General features: G+C 64.9%; 14 protein-coding genes. 4 read left to right on the forward strand and 10 right to left on the reverse strand.

Going from position 1 to position 18,061, the window contains the following annotated elements; translation table 11 throughout:
- The first annotated feature begins 49 nt into the window (after nucleotides 1-49).
- Complete coding sequence (gene lepB, locus J2W94_RS11240; RefSeq protein ID WP_310093241.1) at nucleotides 50-679, forward strand: signal peptidase I; 630 nt, start codon at nucleotides 50-52, stop codon at nucleotides 677-679.
- Nucleotides 680-748: 69 nt separating this feature from the next.
- Here the strand turns inward: lepB and J2W94_RS11245 are convergent, their stop codons facing one another.
- From J2W94_RS11245 to J2W94_RS11260, 4 genes are read right to left on the reverse strand one after another with little or no spacing between them, the layout of a single operon-like run.
- Nucleotides 749-2,128 carry a matrixin family metalloprotease gene (locus J2W94_RS11245; protein WP_310093243.1) on the reverse strand — a complete coding sequence of 460 codons (1,380 nt, stop codon included), beginning with the start codon at nucleotides 2,126-2,128 and terminating at the stop codon, nucleotides 749-751.
- Between the two features lie 4 nt (nucleotides 2,129-2,132).
- Nucleotides 2,133-2,750: a hypothetical protein gene (locus J2W94_RS11250; protein ID WP_310093244.1), complete on the reverse strand. Its 618-nt coding sequence runs from the start codon at nucleotides 2,748-2,750 to the stop codon at nucleotides 2,133-2,135.
- Nucleotides 2,747-4,444 carry a S8 family serine peptidase gene (locus J2W94_RS11255; protein WP_310093246.1) on the reverse strand — a complete coding sequence of 566 codons (1,698 nt, stop codon included), beginning with the start codon at nucleotides 4,442-4,444 and terminating at the stop codon, nucleotides 2,747-2,749. Before J2W94_RS11255 ends, J2W94_RS11250 begins: the two co-directional genes overlap by 4 nt.
- A gap of 10 nt (nucleotides 4,445-4,454) precedes the next feature.
- Nucleotides 4,455-5,945, reverse strand: a complete 1,491-nt coding sequence (locus J2W94_RS11260) for a trypsin-like serine peptidase (protein WP_310093248.1) — start codon at nucleotides 5,943-5,945, stop codon at nucleotides 4,455-4,457.
- A gap of 237 nt (nucleotides 5,946-6,182) precedes the next feature.
- Between J2W94_RS11260 and J2W94_RS11265 the strand changes: the two genes are divergently transcribed.
- Nucleotides 6,183-7,730: a hypothetical protein gene (locus J2W94_RS11265; RefSeq protein ID WP_310093251.1), complete on the forward strand. Its 1,548-nt coding sequence runs from the start codon at nucleotides 6,183-6,185 to the stop codon at nucleotides 7,728-7,730.
- 92 nt (nucleotides 7,731-7,822) lie between these two features.
- On the opposite strand, the gene J2W94_RS11270 is transcribed toward J2W94_RS11265, so the two are convergent.
- A complete protein-coding gene (locus tag J2W94_RS11270) occupies nucleotides 7,823-8,119 on the reverse strand; it encodes a DUF2782 domain-containing protein (protein WP_310093725.1) in 297 nt (98 codons plus the stop codon).
- 142 nt (nucleotides 8,120-8,261) lie between these two features.
- Here J2W94_RS11270 and polA point away from each other — a divergent pair, with 142 nt between their 5' ends.
- On the forward strand, nucleotides 8,262-11,021 hold the full coding sequence (gene polA, locus J2W94_RS11275) for a DNA polymerase I (protein WP_310093254.1): 2,760 nt from the start codon (nucleotides 8,262-8,264) through the stop codon (nucleotides 11,019-11,021).
- Between the two features lie 378 nt (nucleotides 11,022-11,399).
- Complete coding sequence (locus J2W94_RS11280) at nucleotides 11,400-11,894, forward strand: DUF421 domain-containing protein (RefSeq protein WP_310093256.1); 495 nt, start codon at nucleotides 11,400-11,402, stop codon at nucleotides 11,892-11,894.
- A 1-nt stretch (nucleotide 11,895) separates the two neighbouring features.
- Here the strand turns inward: J2W94_RS11280 and hemF are convergent, their stop codons facing one another.
- The 5 genes from hemF to J2W94_RS11305 all read right to left on the reverse strand — a co-directional run bounded on the left by hemF (nucleotide 11,896) and on the right by J2W94_RS11305 (nucleotide 17,866).
- A complete protein-coding gene (gene hemF, locus J2W94_RS11285) occupies nucleotides 11,896-12,807 on the reverse strand; it encodes an oxygen-dependent coproporphyrinogen oxidase (protein WP_310093258.1) in 912 nt (303 codons plus the stop codon).
- A 98-nt stretch (nucleotides 12,808-12,905) separates the two neighbouring features.
- Entirely contained in the window at nucleotides 12,906-14,468 is a 1,563-nt protein-coding gene (locus J2W94_RS11290) for a hypothetical protein (protein ID WP_310093261.1), read from the reverse strand.
- A gap of 94 nt (nucleotides 14,469-14,562) precedes the next feature.
- Entirely contained in the window at nucleotides 14,563-14,871 is a 309-nt protein-coding gene (locus tag J2W94_RS11295) for a putative quinol monooxygenase (protein WP_310093263.1), read from the reverse strand.
- A 32-nt stretch (nucleotides 14,872-14,903) separates the two neighbouring features.
- Nucleotides 14,904-15,497: a hypothetical protein gene (locus J2W94_RS11300; RefSeq protein WP_310093266.1), complete on the reverse strand. Its 594-nt coding sequence runs from the start codon at nucleotides 15,495-15,497 to the stop codon at nucleotides 14,904-14,906.
- Complete coding sequence (locus tag J2W94_RS11305) at nucleotides 15,494-17,866, reverse strand: S9 family peptidase (RefSeq protein ID WP_310093268.1); 2,373 nt, start codon at nucleotides 17,864-17,866, stop codon at nucleotides 15,494-15,496. Before J2W94_RS11305 ends, J2W94_RS11300 begins: the two co-directional genes overlap by 4 nt.
- Nucleotides 17,867-18,061: the final 195 nt, after the last annotated feature.

Genomic DNA, 18,061 nt, shown 5'->3' on the forward strand with positions numbered 1-18,061 from the left:
GCGGCCGAGTGCGTGAGTTACTCGCGGTAGAACGTCCCGGAGCAAGCCCATGCAGACCCAAGCTCAATCCTCAACCCCGCCGGGAAAAATACGGCGCTGGGTGCGCACGGAACTGCCGCAGATCGCCCTGATGCTGGTGCTGCTGGCGGCGGCGCGGGACTCGTTCGCCAATCATTACTACGTGCCGTCGGGTTCGATGGAGCACACGTTGGAGATCGGCGATCGGGTGGCGGTCGACATGCGGGCCTATGGGGTGCGCCTGCCGTTCACGAACGTGCAACTCATCGCTACCGGCAAGCCCGAACGCGGCGACATCGCGGTGTTCGATTCGCCGCAGGACGGCATCCGGTTGATCAAGCGCGTGGCCGCAGTGGCGGGGGACGAAGTGGAACTGGTCGACGGCAGGCTGAGCATCAATGGCGTGCCGCTGGAAACGATCGAGGCCGCGGATATCGAGGTGTTCCGTAACCATCGCGCGATGCTCAACCTGTCGCACGGCGGCGGACCGGATATCCATGGGTTGACCATTCCCGATGGCGAGGTGCTGATGTTGGGCGATGCGCGCGGCAACAGCATCGATGGGCGCTTCTTCGGACTGGTGCCGGTGGGCGAGCTGTACGGGCGTGCGGTCGCCGTCTATCACCGCCGCGGCGAAGGCTTCGCCTGGCGCAGGCTTTGATCGCGCGCCCGGCCTTCGCCGTTGCCGCAGGGTCTCCCCGCGGCAACGGGCCGGAACCCGGACGCGTGGTCAGTTCGGTTTGGTGTAAGTGACTTCCAGCTTGTAGTTGCCCGCCGCATAGCCCCGCACCATCACGTAGATCTTGTTGCGGTTGGCCGGCACTTCCAGTTCGCAGGTTTCGTTGGCGTGGCTCAGGTAGGGGCGGCAAATCCAGCTCGAGGTGTCGGGCGGGCCGACATAGCGCACGTACAGGTCCGGGTCGCCTGCGTTGCCGCCGACGCCTTGCATCTTTACTTGGGCGATCGAACCCGGTTTGGTCGAGAACGGGCCGTACTGTTTCTTCGCGCCCTTGGCCACGGATTGGTTGTCGAACGTCTTGGTTTCCACAGTGCCTGTCGCAGGCGCTTCTGGCGCGTGGTAAATGCACTGCGTCAGGTTCTCCGGGTTGTTGCTGCCCTTTCCATACAGGCAGGCCGACCCGGCCTTGTCCAGGCCGGTCAGCACCAGCGACCAGTCGCCGCCGCCGTTGCACTGCGGATAGTGCATGACCGAGAACTTGTCATAAGCGGTCAACGGCTCGAACTGGTCGTCCTCGAAGCAGGTGCCGGCCTCGGGGCGCGTGTGTTCGTGGCGCAGGCCCAGCGTATGGCCCAGTTCATGGCGCAGGATGCCGACCAACTGCAACGGTTCGCCGGGCGCAAGGTCGAAGGAAGAATTGTCGATCAACACGTTGCGATCGCTGCGCTGGTCGCTGGGAAAGAAAGCGCGCGCCAGGTATTCGCCGTCCACGTCCACGGGCCGCACGTCGAACAGTACGTTCGGATTGCTCGCGTTGCAGCCGCCGTCCTGGGCCGGAACATGGATGAAATCCACCTTCGCCGCTTCTTCCCAGCTTCTCGACGCCGCTTCCATGTCGGCGATCACCGCGGCTTTGTGCGTGCCGAAGGCATTGCTGACGCAGTAGGTAAGCTGCTTCTTCTTTTCGCTGGTCCAGATGTCGACGCCGCCGGTTGCGCCTTTGGCGGCGGCCAGCGCGACGGTCAGTTTTCCATTGGCCACGCCGTCGGCTTCCTTCTGCATCTTGTCGAAAAATTCCTGCAGGAGCTTCCGGTCCGGAATGGCGATGTCGCCATTGACGATGTACTTGCCGCCTTCGCCGGGCTCCTTGTAGACCGAAGCCTCGAACTCCTCGAAGGTCTTGCCGACCCATTTCTTGCGCGCGGCATCGGCCGCTTCGGCGATGGATTTCTCGGCAGTGGCGATGTTCTCGTCGGTCGCTTCGACCGCGCCCGTGGCGGGTTTGATGTCGCTGTCGGCCGGTGTTGGCGCAGGCTCGACCGGGGGCGCGGTGCTCGTCGCAGGCGGGGTGTCTTGCTTGCAGGCGGCAAGCGCCAATACCAGGGACAGCGTCAGCAAGGCACGCGCGGGGGATGAAGTGGATGGGTTCACGGTTCTATTCCTTTTTTGAGGGGCAGGGTGCTTCGACGACGTTGAGCAGATCGACATCGGCCGAGATCTTGCGGATCTCGGTCAACGCGGCCTGCGCGTCGTTGGCGTTGCGGAATTCGACGCAAAGCCGTGATTCGCCTTCAAGGCCGATGCGCTGGTACTGCACGGCGGTGACGGCGGCGGTCGCTTGCTGCCGTTCCAGCAGCGCGCGGATTTGCTTGAATGCTTCGCGGGTTTCGGCGGGGACGCCCTTGCCGCGCGAAAGTGCGTTGATGGTGATGTGGGTGGGCGCCTCCTCCTTGGCGCCGGCGACAGGCAAGGTCGGCGATGGCGTCGGTTTCACGGGCGTCTTGCCGGTGGTGATGGGTCTTGGTTTCGGTGGAGGCGGTGGGCTCTCGACGGCCGGCACGGGCGCGGCCGCTGGCTCCGGCAACGGAGCCGCCGGTACGGTCGTTTCGGTGGCAGGCGTATCGGGTGCGATGGGGGCGGGCTCGGAAGGTGCGTTGCCGGCGCCCTCGGGTGGCGGCGCAGAGGCGCTGCAGGCCGCGCAGGCGCAAGCCAAAGTCAGCACCATCATCAACACCGCGCTCGACGCAATGAAGGGAACGCGGGTTGTGTTCATGGCGTCCCCGACATGCGCGCACTGAGCGCGCGCGAAGCTTTCGGCTTCACCGCATTGGGCGCCTGCAGTTCGCCTGGACGCGGCGCCTCCAGCGCGCGCAGGAACGCTTCGGGGTCGCGCATCGCCAGGTCCAACAGTTCGGCGCCGAAGCGCTCCAATTCGGCGTCCAGGTCCGCGGGCTGCCCGAGCATGCGCTGCAGTCCCGCACGCAGATCGGCGGGATCGCGATCCAAGGTGCGCGACAGCAGGCTGACGGTGTCGTCCTTCGGCGGCGCGCGCAATTGCGTGCGCGGCGAGCCGAGCGGCTGGCGCAGCAAGCGGTCGAGATTGAGGATGCCCTTGCCGTAGCGATTGGCGTCCCATCCCGGCGGCACGCGAGCGCTGGCCTGCATCGCCTGTACGAAGAGATCGCGTCGGGTCAGGCTTCCTTGCGCGGCCTTGATGCGATCGCGTCCGTGGAAGGCGATCCAGCTGGCGGCCGCGCCCGCGACGGCCGCGGTGGCGAACGAGGTGCCGTTGCCGGGACTGGACTCGATGCCGGTGGCACCGGCCACCGCGTCGGCGACATAGACATCCTCGCCCGGCGCGGAGATATCCACCGCACGTCCCTTCGACGAGCCCTTCCACGGCTTGTTATCGACGTTGGTGGCGCCCACCGCGATGGCGTTGTCGTAGCTGGCCGGCGCCACCACCATGCCGATGCAGTTGCCGGCCGCATTGACCACGATGATGTCGCGGCGCACCGCGTCGTTGATGGCGCGTTCCAGGCCGAAGAAGGCGCGCCCGCCCAGGCTCATCGAGATCACGTCGCACTGCGCCTTGGTCGCATGGCGCACGGCGCGCGCGGTGTTGGAGTCCAGTACGCGGATCACGCTGTTGAAGGTGCGGATGGGCACCAGCGTCGCTTTCGGCGCCAATCCGTCGATGCGGCCGGGCGCGGTGGTGTTGCCGTTGGCATCGAAGCCGCCGTCGCTGATCAGCACGCTTCCGGTCTTGGTGCCGTGGCCTGGATTGCCGGAATAGCCCAGCGGATCGCGCGCGTCGTTACCGCCTTCCATCAGGTTGAGGGTGAAGCTGCGGTCGATGCGGCCAGAATCCAGATCGACGTGATCGGTCCAGCCGCTGTCCGGATGGCAGATGCGCACGCCTTCGCCCAACTGCTTGCCGCCACTCGGCGGCGTCAGCTTGCGCGCGGCCTCGACGGCCATGTGGTCCCCGTCCAGCGACCAGGCGGGATTCTGCGGCGCGGGGACGCCTTCGTCGCCGAAGCACGCCGCTACCGCGGCACGCTTCTGTGCTTCGACCAGGGTGTCCTCGCTGTCCGGTTCCACTTGCGGGAAGCCGCCGCGTTCCCGGAGCGCATTCGCCGAATCCCAAGGGTTGCCTTGGGGTGGATCGGACACGCGTACGCGGTAGATGCGCGACAGTCCTTCGGGATCGTCGTCGGCAGGCACGTCGGGGAACAGGGGTTCGATGCTGACCACGCTGGCGAAAACATCATCGGCGGCCGTGCGCAGATCGGCGAGCGGTTGCGTGGGTGCGAGCTCCACGACATAACCCTGCGTGTAGCCGGGGGTCGCGGCCGGTGTCGGTACGGCGGGCGTATCGCGAGGTGGTGCGCTCGCCGTGGGGGCGTTGTCGGGCTTGCATCCCGCGAGGACAACTAAAATCAGGCACACGGACAGATGACGCATTGGCTCGTCCTCAAAGAGTGGAAGGCAGTACGCAGACGCGCGGATCGCTGCGCCAGGCAGGGGCGGCGATATCGAGCCGTTCGACTACCTTGGTGATGGGCAGCACCGCTTCGTGCGCGCGCCAGCCGGCGGCCCATGGTTCGGAAAGATCCTCCTGCCCGTCGAACAGCAGTCCGATCACCGCATGCGAGCGCCGGTGGTAGACCGGCGAGCCGGAATTGCCGCGATAGGTGTCGCTGTCGGCGCCGATGGTCGGCTGTTTGTCGAAACGCACGCTGATGTATTCGTAGTAGGACGGGCCGTCGCCCTCGCGCAGTTGGTAGCTGTCGACGAATTCCTTGAGCTTGCCTTCGCGGTAGGACTGGTCCTCGGCCTCGACGGAATCGAATTCCGCGCTGACCAGCAGCTTCATGGTGATGTACTCGTCCGGAGTGACCCGGAACGGGAAGTACACGAAGCTGTTGTCGTGCACCGTGCGCGGTTCGCCCAAGGGATAACCGATGACGTACAGCGGATCGTCGCGTTTCACCTGCGCCAGCGACAGGCATTGCGGGGGATACGCGGCGCCGGGCAGCACGCCGTCGGCGTTGGCGCCGAGTTCGAGCAGCACGAAATCCAGATTGCCGCGTTCGTCTTCATCGCTCAGCTGGATCGCAGTCACCGGAAAGACCTGTCTCGCCAGATGATTGCCGTCCAGGTCGTCCTCGTAGTCGAAAACGGCCTCGAACTCCTCCGGGGTTTCCTCGATGATGCAATGGTTGTTGGTCAGCGCCAGTTTCTCGCCGATCAGCACCGCGCTGCACCGCGGCTTCTCTTCCTGCCGCGCCCTGAGCGCGAAAGCGCCGCGCGAATTGGCGTAGATGCGCTGGTAGGTCTGCGGCGGATAGCGGTCGTCGTGATCCAGCCCGTACAGCGACTTGTTGAGGCGGCGGACTTCCGCGTGCTGCTCCACCAGTTCGCGCTGTTCCAGACGCTGGCTGTCGTTCAGCGCTTTGTAGGCCTGCACCAGCTGCCGCTCGGTGTTTTCCGCGCTGCGTTTGAGCTTCAGTAGGTCGGCCTCGGTCGCGTCGGCGCCCAGCGCGGTTTCCGCGATGCTGCTCATGCGCCGCTGCGCGGCATCGACATTGCGGTACTTGGCGCGCTGCGCGGGCGCGAGATCGTTCCAGCGTTTGGTGGCCTGCAGCTGCACATTCTGCAACTGCACCGAATCTCCGGGACCGTCGATCACGGCGGCCTGCACCGGCATCTGCCGCACCTGCTGCGCGACCGCATCGGCATTGGATACCGCCACCGCCGAATCGGCCGTCTGCAGCACCACTTTGCCGCCTTGTTTGGTGATTTCCACCGGCACCACGACGCCCTGCGGTCGACGCCGCACCTGTTCGCGCAGTTCGCTGGTGCTGATGCGTTGCTCGCGCGGCGCGTCTTGGGCCAAGGCCGCCAACGGCGGCATGCAGCATAGGAACAGGGCAAGACCGGCGCCGAAACCAGGGTGATTCATTGCGTGGGATCTCCCGGGGGAAAGATCGTGCGATGTGAATTATTTACGTCGCGCAATACTGCTGCGTAACAGTACCAACGCGGTTGCACGCGACTTCGGGCCATCGCATCGCAGGCTGTCCGGCTCGGCTTCGATGCCGCGTTGAGAAGAGTTAACGGCGTGGGGTGGGCGCGTCGCGATGACGCCGAAGCAACGGCTACGCGCGCACCAGCGCAGCGACAAGAATGGAGATTGCCCGTGGATAACCGCATCGCTCGACTCTCGTTTTCATTGCTGGCGCCTTTCGCGCTGGTCACCTGCACGCAGGACGCGCGCGTGCGTCCGCAAGAGCCTTCTTCATCGACTAGCGATGCAGGCGCGGCCTCGCTGTCCGCCGCTTTGTTGCCTGCGGCTACCGGCTGCGCGCCAGGAACGCGCTGCCTGTCCGTCACCGGCACCGGAAGGCCATTGGCCAGCGGAACCTTTGTCGCGCAATGCCGCGGCAAGTTCGCCGATTTCATCGTGCCCAAGACCACGCTCTCGAACACGTACGCCGGCCCATGGTTCCAGCCGAATCTGCTCGAACAGGCTTCCACCGGCGTGCCGAGCGGCTCGCGTCCGTGGCTCGCTTTCGATCCGCGCGATCCCGACGAAAGGCTGGCTTACGCGTTGGCACTGCGCAATTACGCGTTCAGTAGCGCGATCGCGCGCGGTCTGACCCCGCAACTCACCGCCGATGCCGACTATCGCGATCCTGCGGGCGGCACGGTGAGCGCGGCGCAACGCAACCAGAAGTGGTATCCCGCACCGCGCATGTTCTACGGACCCACCAACTCGCCCGGCACGCGCGAAGCCGCGCATGGCATGACCTTGGAGCGCAGCGTCCGCGTCGGCGAACTCGGCGGCAATACCGTCGCCTTCCAGAACTACGCCGTCGCCTACTACGACGCGCGCGGCGGGCGCGTTTTCCAACGGTTATGGAAAACGGCCACGCCCGGCGTCGATCAGCCCAAGCTCAGCGGGATGAAGTTCACCGAGGGCAGCTTCGTGTTCAAGCTGCTGTACAGCGCGGCAGCGCCGAGCGCGTTCCCCCAGGATCTGCTGGCCGGATCGCTCAAGGTCGACATTCTCCCCAATCCGGGCGGAGCGGCGGTGCCGGTGCGGCTGATGCAGATCGACATTGCGGTCAAGGACAAGCGGGCCAGCGACACCGGCTGGTACTTCGCCACTTACGCCTACGATGCTTCGCAGTCCGGCGCGTCGCCGTGGAAGAAGATGGCGCCGGTCGGGCTGATGTGGGGCAACGATCCCGACGGCGCGCCGATCACCGAATCATGGATCAATCCCGCGGCACCGGCCTACGCCCTCGCGCACCTGGGCGTCGATGGCCGCCTCAATGGACCGGTGGACAATCCCGCTTCGGCCTGCATGAGTTGCCACAGCACCGCGCAAGCGCCCTCGTTCGCGTCCATGCTGCCCACCGGCGCTTGCGCGCAACCGCCTTTCCGCGCGGACTGGTTCCGCAACCTGCGCGGCACCACCGCGTTCGGACGTCGCCAGGCCTCGGGGCAGACCTGTCAGACCAATCTGCCGTCCGGCGTGACCGTCACCGCCGCGGACTACTCACTGCAGCTGTCGGCGACGGTGGCGCGCGCCTTGCCCACCGCTACCGGCGGACCGACCTTCAACCCCTGCACCTGGAATGAGAATGCGCCGCCGCCTTCGGCGCTGGTCGCACTTTCGCCGCAGGCGGCGCGATTGCAGCAGGCCGATATCGAACAGTACGAAGTGACACGCGATCCCTGAGAAGCGGTCGCGCGAGGTATTGAAGAGCGTCGGGGACGTAGCCCCGATCTACGTAGGTCGGGGCTACGTCCCCGACTGCATGCCGGAATCACTCACCAGCCGTAGAGCTTCCAATACACCGGCGAAATGTCCTTCTCGCCGGCGCCCTTGCTGTGGTCCAGGCGGCCGTCGCCGTTCTCGTCCATCAGGTAATAGGGCACGCCGCGCGATGGCGTCACCTTGACCATGCGCAACTGGTTGGCGACGCGGTATTCCTCGATGACGTCGCCATTGGGCTCGGTGCGCACCGCGACCTGCGCGTCGGCCAGGTTCATGTCCTGATCGTTCTGTGCGGTCATCGAGGCGCAACCGGCAAGCGCCAGCAAGGATGCGCCCAACAGGCCTTTGATAGGGGTGTTCATGGGGGATCTCGCTGCCGTACCGGGGTCTGGGATTATGCGCCGGCAGCGCTAAGCGTGCGTGAGAGCACGGGGTAGCGCATGCAGGGTTAGGACGCACAGGGTTAGGACACACGGGGTTAGAATCGTGCCCATGCCCAGACTCGTACTGATCGACGGTTCCAGTTACCTCTATCGCGCCTTCCATGCGCTTCCGCCGTTGACCAATGCCGCGGGCGAGCCCACCGGCGCGTTGTTCGGCGTGGTCAATATGCTGCGTGCGACGTTGAAGGAGAATCCTGAATACGTCGCCTTCGTGGTCGACGCACCTGGCAAGACCTTCCGCGACGACCTGTATCCGCTGTACAAGGCCAATCGCGCCGCAATGCCGGACGACCTGCGCGCGCAGGTGCTGCCGATGTGCGAGATCGTGCAGGCCTTGGGCATGCCCATCCTGCGCATCGATGGCGTGGAAGCCGACGACGTGATCGGCACCCTGGCCCTGCAAGCCAATGCCGATGGCATCGAGGTGACCATTTCCACCGGCGACAAGGATTTCGCGCAACTCGTGCGGCCCGGGCTGGCGCTGGTCAATACCATGAGCGGCAGCCGCATGGATTCGGACGAAACCGTGTTCGATAAATTCGGAGTGAAACCCGGGCAGATCGTCGACCTGCTCGCGCTGATGGGCGATGCCGTGGACAACGTGCCGGGCGTGGAGAAATGCGGTCCCAAGACCGCAGCCAAATGGCTGGCCGAATACGGCACCCTGGAAGGGGTGATGGCGCACGCCGCCGAGATCAAGGGCAAGATCGGCGACAACCTACGCGCCGCGCTGGAACGCCTGCCGCTGAATCGCGCGCTGGTCACCATCAAGACCGACGTCGCCTTGGACGGCAATGCGCAAAGCCTGGGCATGCGCGAACGCGATACCGATTCGCTGCGGCAGCTGTACCAACGTTACGGATTCAACCAGGCGCTGAAGGAGTTGGGCGGCGAAGTTGCCGGACCGGTCGCTGAAAAGGAACCCGGCCGCGCGCGCGGCAACGGCTTCGTGGCGGCGGCGAGCATGGAAACGGCTGCACTCGATCCCGCGCTTTCGGCGCAGGGCGAGTACGAAGCGGTGCTGACCGAGGAACAGCTCGGCGCGCTGATAGGCGCGCTGCAGCGCGCCGACGAGTTCGCTTTCGACAGCGAAACCGACAGCCTGGATCCGATGCAGGCCAATCTGGTGGGACTGAGCTTCTCGGTCGAACCCGGCAAGGCGGTCTACCTTCCGCTGGCGCACGAATATCCCGGCGTGCCGGCGCAGCTCGACCGGGCGAAAACGCTGACCGCGCTTTCGCCCTTGTTCGCGGACGCCGGCAAGAAGAAACTCGGCCAGCACGGAAAATACGACCTGCACGTACTGCGCCGCCACGGCGTAGCAGTGGCCGGTTATGCAGACGACACCATGCTGGAAAGCTTCGTGTTGAACTCGGGCAGCAGCCGCCACGACATGGACAGCCTGGCCAAGCGTTATCTGGGCTACGACACGATCAAGTACGAACAGGTCGCCGGCAAAGGCGCCAAGCAGATCCTGTTCTCGCAGGTCGCACTGGACGACGCCACGCGCTACGCCGCCGAGGACGCCGACGTCACCCTGCGCCTGCACCGGGCGCTGTCGTCCAAGCTGGCCGCCGAACCCGGCCTGGAAAGCGTCTACCGCGAAATCGAGATGCCGTTGGTGCCGGTGCTGGAGCGCATCGAAGCCAATGGGGTGATGATCGACGCCGACGAACTGCGCCGCCAGTCCGCCGATCTGTCCAAGCGCATGCTCATCGCGCAGCAGAAGGCGACCGAACTGGCCGGGCGCACCTTCAACCTCGACTCGCCCAAGCAGCTGCAGGCCTTGCTGTTCGACGAACTGAAACTGCCGGCGGTGCTGAAGACGCCGACCGGCCAGCCTTCCACCAACGAGGAAGCGCTGGAAGCCATCGCCGACCAGCACGAACTGCCGCGCGTCATCCTCGAATACCGCGGCCTGGCGAAACTGCGCAGCACCTACACCGACAAGCTGCCGGAAATGGTCAACGCGCAGACCGGCCGCGTGCACACCAGCTACCACCAGGCCGGCGCGGCGACCGGCCGCCTTTCTTCGTCCGATCCCAACCTGCAGAACATTCCGATCCGCACCGACGACGGCCGCCGCATCCGCCGCGCCTTCGTGGCGCCGCCCGGGCGCAAGCTGATCGCCTGCGACTACTCGCAGATCGAACTGCGGATCATGGCGCACCTGTCCGAAGATCCCGGGCTGGTGCGTGCGTTCGAATCCGGCGTCGACGTGCACAAGGCCACCGCGGCGGAAGTCTTCGGCCGCAAGCTCGAAGAAGTCACCGGCAACGAGCGCCGCGCCGCCAAGGCGATCAACTTCGGCCTGATGTATGGCATGAGCGCGTTCGGGCTGGCGCGCCAGCTGGGCATCGGTCGTGGCGAAGCGCAGGACTACATCGCCTTGTACTTCAGCCGCTATCCGGGCGTGCGCGACTACATGGAACGTACGCGCCAGCAGGCGCGCGAGCAGGGCTACGTGGAAACGGTGTTCGGCCGCCGCCTGTATCTGGATTACATCAACAAGGGCACGCAAGGCCAGCGCGCCGGCGCAGAGCGCGCCGCGATCAACGCGCCGATGCAGGGCACCGCCGCGGACATCATCAAACGCGCCATGATCGCGGTGGATGCCTGGCTGGTCGATCACGCTTCGCGCGCGCTGATGATCCTGCAGGTGCACGATGAACTGGTGTTCGAAGCTGAACAAGATTTCGTCGAGACCCTGCTCCGCGAAGTCACCGGGAGAATGGCGGGCGCCGCTAATCTCTCCGTTCCGCTGGTGGTCGACAGCGGCGTGGGCGATAACTGGGACGAAGCGCATTGATGCGGCTATTTCGGCCCAAACCTGTGACAAAGCCGCTAGTTACGGCTCATACCTGTGCGAAGGCTTGCGTTTCTAATTCAGTACTGGCAAGTTCAATAAACTGAATCTGTCTTAAACCTTACGGTTTTTTAACCGGAATCTTCACGAACTATCCATGCGCGGTCTGGTCATATAGCCCGTGACAGATGCAAGGTCTGTCACTGGATCTCTCCCATCCCCTGGAGTGATCTCCGGAACGAAGGCCCCTCCCCAGGCCTAGTTCCCTGGCCCCGCTGACCCCCCCCTGGTCGGTGGGGCTTTTTATTTGCGGCAAGACAATCTGCGGATCGCGCGGCGCTCTGCGCTACTGTGCGCGCATCCTCGTATCGGAATCGGACCATGCCGCACGTGTTTGAAGAGATGTTCGACCTGGCCATGCCCTGGTGGTCTTTCGTGTTGCGCGCGTGCATCGTGTATTTCGTGCTGCTGGTGATGATCCGCGCTTCCGGCAAACGCACCATGGGCCAGTTCACTCCGTTCGACATGCTGCTGGTGGTGTTGCTGGGCAATGCGGTGCAGAACGCGTTGCTGGGGCAGGACACCTCCGTCGGTGGCGGCTTGCTGCTGGCGCTGACCCTGATCGCGCTCAACTGGACCGTGGGCCTGCTATCGGCACGCAGTGCGAAAGTGGAATCGCTGATCGAAGGCTCGCCGGTGCTGCTGGCGCGCGAAGGCAAGGTCTACAAGGAGGTGTTGCGCAAGGAACTGATCAGTCGCGCGGATTTCGACCGCGCGCTGCGCGAGGCCGGTTGCATCGGCATCGACGACATTCAGTCGGCGGTACTGGAGACCAACGGCCACATCACCATCGTGACGAAAGGCCGGACGGATTAGGTCAACCGAGCTCGGTCAGCCAGTCCCGGGGGCGCAGGTAGCCAGCCAAGCGCGATTCCGGGCTGCCGTCCTCCGGTACGAATCCGTACTCCCAACGCACGCGGGGCGGCAGGCTCATCAGAATGCTTTCGCTGCGGCCGCCGCTTTGCAGGCCGAATAGGGTGCCGCGGTCGTAGACCAGGTTGAACTCCACGTAACGTCCGCGCCGATACAGCTGGAACTCGCGCTCGCGTTCGCCATAGGGCGTGTCCTTGCGACGTTCGACGAGGGGCAGGTAGGCATCGAGGAAGCCATCGCCGACCGCGCGCTGATAGGCGAAGTCGCGTTCGAAATCGCTGCCGAGATCATCGAAGAACAAGCCGCCGACGCCGCGCGTCTCGTTACGGTGCTTGAGGAAGAAGTAGTCGTCGCACCAGCGCTTGTGCGCGCCGTAGCGCTCGGCGCCGCCGAACGGTTCGCACAGCGCGCGCGCGGTGCGGTGCCAATGCAGCACGTCCTCGTCGAACGGATAGAACGGGGTCAGGTCGAAACCGCCGCCGAACCACCACGCCACGGTTTCGCCATCGCGCTCGGCGCGGAAGTGGCGCACGTTGGCGTGGGTGGTGGGCAGGTAGGGATTGCGGGGGTGGAACACCAGCGAGACGCCGACTGCGCGCCATGACGCGCCAGCGAGTTCCGGGCGGGCTGCGCTGGCGGAAGGTGGAAGCTTGGTTCCGGAAACATCCGAGAAACCCACTCCAGCCTGCTCGAACACCGTGCCCTCGCGCAGGATGCGCGTGCGGCCGCCGCCGCCTTCGACGCGCGTCCAGTTGTCTTCCACGAAGCGCGCACCGCCATCGGCAGTCTCGATGGCGCCGCAGATACGGTCCTGCAAGCCGGTCAAATAGTCGCGGACGTCTTCGATATCGTTCATGCGCACATTCTAGCGGTGCGTGGACGCGGCTGCCTTGACCAGAATCATCGGCGAGAGGGCGTAGCTCGAATTGCCTCTTAAACAGATACTGCTTGGCGTCAATCCTTGTTGGGTTTGTTCCCGTCTTCGCCGTCTTCGGTGGGCAACTCCGCTTCCATCGAATCGCCCAACTGCTGCAAAGCGTGGGCCATTCCCAGCATTTCCCAGTTGCTGGTTTCGCGCACGTCGCAGGCGACATGCTTGGGATCCGCGTCGCACAACTGGTCCAGCGAATCGATCACCGATTCGTCGCCGGCGTTGGCGTACACCTGGGTCAGGTTCTCGCAACCGGTGCGCACGCCCTGCGCGCAGACCTGCTGGTAATAGACCTTGGCGCCGGTCCAGTCGCCCTGCAGCGCACGCTGGTTGCCCAAGGCATTGCAGCCCTGCAGCTTGCCCGCATCGCAACAGGCCTTGGCGCCGCCTTCTTGCATGATCGCCGGACAGTCCTGCTCCAGCGGCTTCTCGACATAGGCCACCGGTGCGCTGCAGCGGTCGGCGCCTCCCTGACGTTGGTACAGAGCGAACTCGTTCCAGCTGTCGATGCCCAGCATGCGTTGTGCGTCGAGCACGCGGAACACGAAATCGCCGCCCTTGTCGTGGCGCATGCGCACCAAACCATTCTCCAGCCGCGCGCGCATGCGGCCGCCCAGGCCGGCTTCGACCATGCCGCGGTCGCCGAACTTCAGTTCCGACATCAGGCCGGTAGCGGCCGCATAGTCGCCGCAGGGCAGCTGCGTAGCCGACACGAAGCGCTGATCCTGATCGCTCAAGCCGAGCAGCGGTTCGGCCTTCTTGCAGGCGTCCGGGTCGCCGCCTTCGCTGCATGCGGTCTGCAAGGCGCTGCGCGCCTGCAGGTAGCGGCCGGCGCCCCACAATTTTCCGGCGGCGTTGTTGCAGACCACCGCCGAGCGGGTACGGTTGCACATGGCGATGCTCTGATCCAGGCGCGGAGCAGGCAACACCGCAGCATCGGCGTACATCGAGCCGAGCGCGCCGACCAAACTCTTGGCGATCTGCTCGCCCAGGATTTCCTTGGCCGCGGCCACGCATCCTTCCTCCGAGAAAGTCGGCGTGCCTTCCTGGCAGACGGGCGGCTTTTCGATCTCCGGTTCGGTCGGCCCCGACGCCTTGGCCTGCGTCTGATACAGATCGATCAATTTGTCGCAGGCGAAGGGCAGGGCTTCCGTCTCGCACCATCGCTGCAGGGTGGTTTCGTCGGCGCCGTAGGCGTTGTCCAGGCACTGCGGCAGATCGGCGCGGCAGGTGCCGGCGGCTGCCGCGGGCAGCAAGGGCGCGCAGGCCGCGGATTCGGACAGCACATACTCGTGGAAACCAAGGTCGTCGCTAATGCGGTTGTCGGCGTCGACCTTGTACTTGGAGATATAGCCCGCCTCCAGGTCCGCCATCTGCAATTCGGCGCCGGTGCGGCGGTACTCGAAGCGGCGCGGCGCGCTGCCGGCCGACAGTTGCCGTGCCTGCGAGTCGCTCTCGATCAGCAGCCGGGAGTCCTCATTCTTCTGATCCTGATAGACGCCGCATGCGAGTTTCGCGGCATAGGCATGGTCGGCGACAAGCAATAGCGCGGCCAGCAGGCCGAGCCTTCCAATTCCGTTTGGCATGGAGCACTCCGTAACTAACGTGGGGACAGCGCGACATTATCCATGATCGCCAGGCGCCAGCTGCTCGATTTGGGCCGGCGACCCGAATGAAGCGTCAGACGTCTTTCGACCACATCGGGGTCAGCGTCGTGACTTGCGGCGGACCGGACAGCAGCGGCTCGACTTCCTGCAGATAGGCAGCGTAGCTGTCCGTCTTCAGGAATTCGCCAGCCGCCTCGGCGCTGGCGTACTGCTGAAACGCCACGATCGCATCCGGGTCGGCATTATCGAAGCAATAGAAATAGGCGAGATGGCCGGGATTGGCCGAAACCGCCGGCGCCATGTGCCGTTCCCATACTTTCCTGACTTCATCCCGTTTTCCGGGCTGGGTCTTGTGTTTGATGATGAGTGCAAGAGAGGTCATTGAAGTTCCTTCTGTGGATCGATTAGGCGCTGTTATCGACGATCGAACTCGGCGCGCACCGCCGGCGTGCATAGTTTCCAGATGATCCAGGCGTGCAGGGCGGCGAACACCACGGCCACCAGGCCGCCCATTAGCATCGCCGCGGTCATGAAGGTCTCGAACTCCGGCGGCAGGGTCTGGCCCTGCGGAAGCGCACCGGCCTGGATGGCCAGCATGCCTTCGGTGAACTGTGGGATGGCCAGCACGCAGGCGAACTGCCACAGCGCGCCGAGCACCAGCACCGCGATGAATCCGACCCTGCCCCATTCCTTCCGCTTCAGCACGCCCCAGGACACCCATAGGAAGATCGCCGACAGCACCGTCATCAGCAGGCCCATCAGCAGGGTGTGGGTGTAGATCCAATGCATCAGCGGCGGCAACTGCGGGAGCTCGCCGCCATACGGATTGAGCATGCGCAGGTAATAGTCCTGCGGCATCACCAGTCCCATCACCGTCTGCACCAGGCCATACAGCACGCCAAGCAACGCCAGCGCGATCGAGATCCAGGCCAGCACGGTCACGAAGCTGTTGACCGGGCGCGCGAGGTGCGGAATGGGCGGCGGCAGGTTCATGTCAGGCAGGCTCATTTCAGGTTTTCCTCGAACAGCTTGAGCACGCGTTTGTATTCGTCCAGCCAGGAATCGGCGCGGGTGAAGCTGTGGCGCTCCAGCGGATAGGGCGCGATTTCCCAATTGTCCTTGTGCAGTTCTATCAGTTTCTGGGTGAGCACCACCGAATCGCGGAAGAACACGTTGTCGTCGATCATGCCGTGAGCGATGAGCAGGTGGTCCTGCAGGCCCGCCGCGTATTCGATGGGGGAGGATTTGCGGTAGGCCTCCGGGTCCAGTTCGGGCGTGTTGAGGATGTTGCTGGTGTATTCGTGGTTGTACTGGGTCCAGTCCACCACCGGACGCAGCGCCGCGCCGGCCTTGAATTTGCCGGGTTCGCGGAATAGCGCCATGAAGGTCATGAAGCCGCCGTAAGAGCCGCCGTAGATGCCGGCGCGGTCGCGGTCGCCTTGCTTGTTGGTCACCAGCCAGTCCAGCCCATCGAGGTAGTCGTCGAGTTCTGGATGGCCCATGTTGCGGTAGATCGCGGCGCGCCAGTCGCGGCCGTAGCCTTCGCTGCCGCGGTAGTCCATGTCCAGAACGATATAGCCGCGCTGCACCAGCAGGTTGTGGAACATCTGCTCGCGGAAATAAGCGGGGTAGCGTTCGTGCACGTTCTGCAGGTAGCCGGCGCCATGCACGAACATCACGATCGGATAGCGTTTAGCCGGATCCAGCGTCACCGGCCCGTAATACTTCGCCCACACCTTGCCGGCGCCGTGCTGCGAAGGCACCTGCACGAACTCCGGTTCGATCCAGGCGCGCGATTTGAACGCGGGGGTGCGCGTATCGGTCAGGGTCTTCGCATCGCCGCCCTTGCTGTCGACGACGGCGAGTTGCGACGGCAGATAGCTGCCGGAGCGATGCAGCAGCAGTTTCGATCCGTCCGGGGAGAGGGTGAAATCCTCGACTCCGCCCAACGCGGTCAGCTCGCGCACCTTGCCGCCGTCGACGCGGCAGATCTCGTAGGCGCCGGGTTTCTTGCGGTTGCACAGGAAAAAGAAGCCGCCATCGGTGGCCGGAACCGGCGATGAAACTTCCCAGTGGCCCGAGGTGAGTTGTTTGGGTTTGTCGGCGTCGCGCTGCGTGTACAGATGCGAATAGCCCGTCTGTTCGGACAGGAACCACAAGGTGCGGTTGTCGTCGAGCCAGCCGAAATCGTTGAAGCCCCAGTTGATCCATGCCGGGTCGGTCAGGCGGTGGCGCGGCTGCAGCTTGCCGCTGGCCAGGTCCACGCTGGCGATCCAGCGATCCTTGTTGTCGATGGCGCGCACCATCACCGCGACGTTGCGACCATCAGCGCTCCAGCGGAGGGTGGCGCCGTCGCCGTTGTCGCCGCTGGTCGCCACCTGCACGTCGCGGTTGCCTTTCAACGGGTCCTTGCCTGCGGCTTTGCGCAATGCCGCCAGCGGATCGTCGGCGATGCCAGGCAAGACATCGAACTTCAGTTCACGCGCGCTCGCGTTCGCCAGATCCACCAGCCACAGCGCCTGCGGCAGCGGCGCGTTGCGGCCGACTCGAGTGCGCACCTCCTGGAATTCCTCATAGCCCGATTCGGTCACGTAGCGCGGCAGTTTGCCGGCCTGCCCGGCATCGGCGCCTTTCTTCTGGGTTACCACCAGCAGCCAGCGCGCATCGGGCGACAGCGCGCTTTCCATGATCTGCACTTCATCGCCCAGATAGACCGGCGCCGGGGCGCGACTGGGGTCGGCTTTGCGCCAGCTTTCGTTCTGCGCCTGCAGAGCATCGCGCTGGGCCTTGTCGCGGGCCAGGGTCTCGATGGTGCGCAACTGCTGTTCCCGCAGCGCATCCGGCTTGGGCTTGGCATTGGGGTCTTTTTCGGCCTTGACGATGGCCGCCTGGGTCACGCCTGTGCCCTGGTTCCACCGATACCACTGGTTGGCCACGCGCCAGATCACCCCGCCATCGGCGGCGAACTGCGGTTGCGTGTCGTCATCGTTGCTGCGCGTCAGCTGGGTCAGTGCGCCGTTGCGCAGATCGCGCACGAACACGTCGCCGTTGCGCACGAACGCCATGCGTTGGCGCTGCGGGTCGTAGACGGGATTGTCCGCATCCAGGGTGTCGCGTTCGCTATCGCCCACGCGTTGTGCGGCGGCGCCGGAGACGGATTGCTGGAACGTATCGCGGATGGGGCTGTCCTGGCGCTTGAGCTGGTACTGCACCTGCTTGCCGTCCCACGCCCACCAGGCGGCCTCCACCGGTGGCCCGATCCAGTCGGGGTCGGCCATGACCTGTTCGATGGTCAGGGCCGGGGCGTCCTGCGCGGCGGTGGTGCCGGCGAAGGCGAGGGGAAGGGCGAGCAGCAGGGCGTTCAGGCGGGGGCGCATAAGGTTTTCCATGGCATACGCGAATCCGCAAGGTTACCAGCCGCCCTAGGTTAGACGAGCTTGGGGTGGACGACCCGGCCAGTGGTCATGCCCGGCCCGCGCGCGCAATTCCTTCGGCCAAGAATTTCCTCCACAATCGGCCACCTGTCGTTGATCGATGCGCACGCAAACGGGGCCAAGCGCGTCCAGGGAAGC

Origin of the sequence: Pseudoxanthomonas sacheonensis, assembly GCF_031455975.1 — a bacterium.
GTDB classification, from domain to species: domain Bacteria; phylum Pseudomonadota; class Gammaproteobacteria; order Xanthomonadales; family Xanthomonadaceae; genus Pseudoxanthomonas_A; species Pseudoxanthomonas_A sacheonensis_A.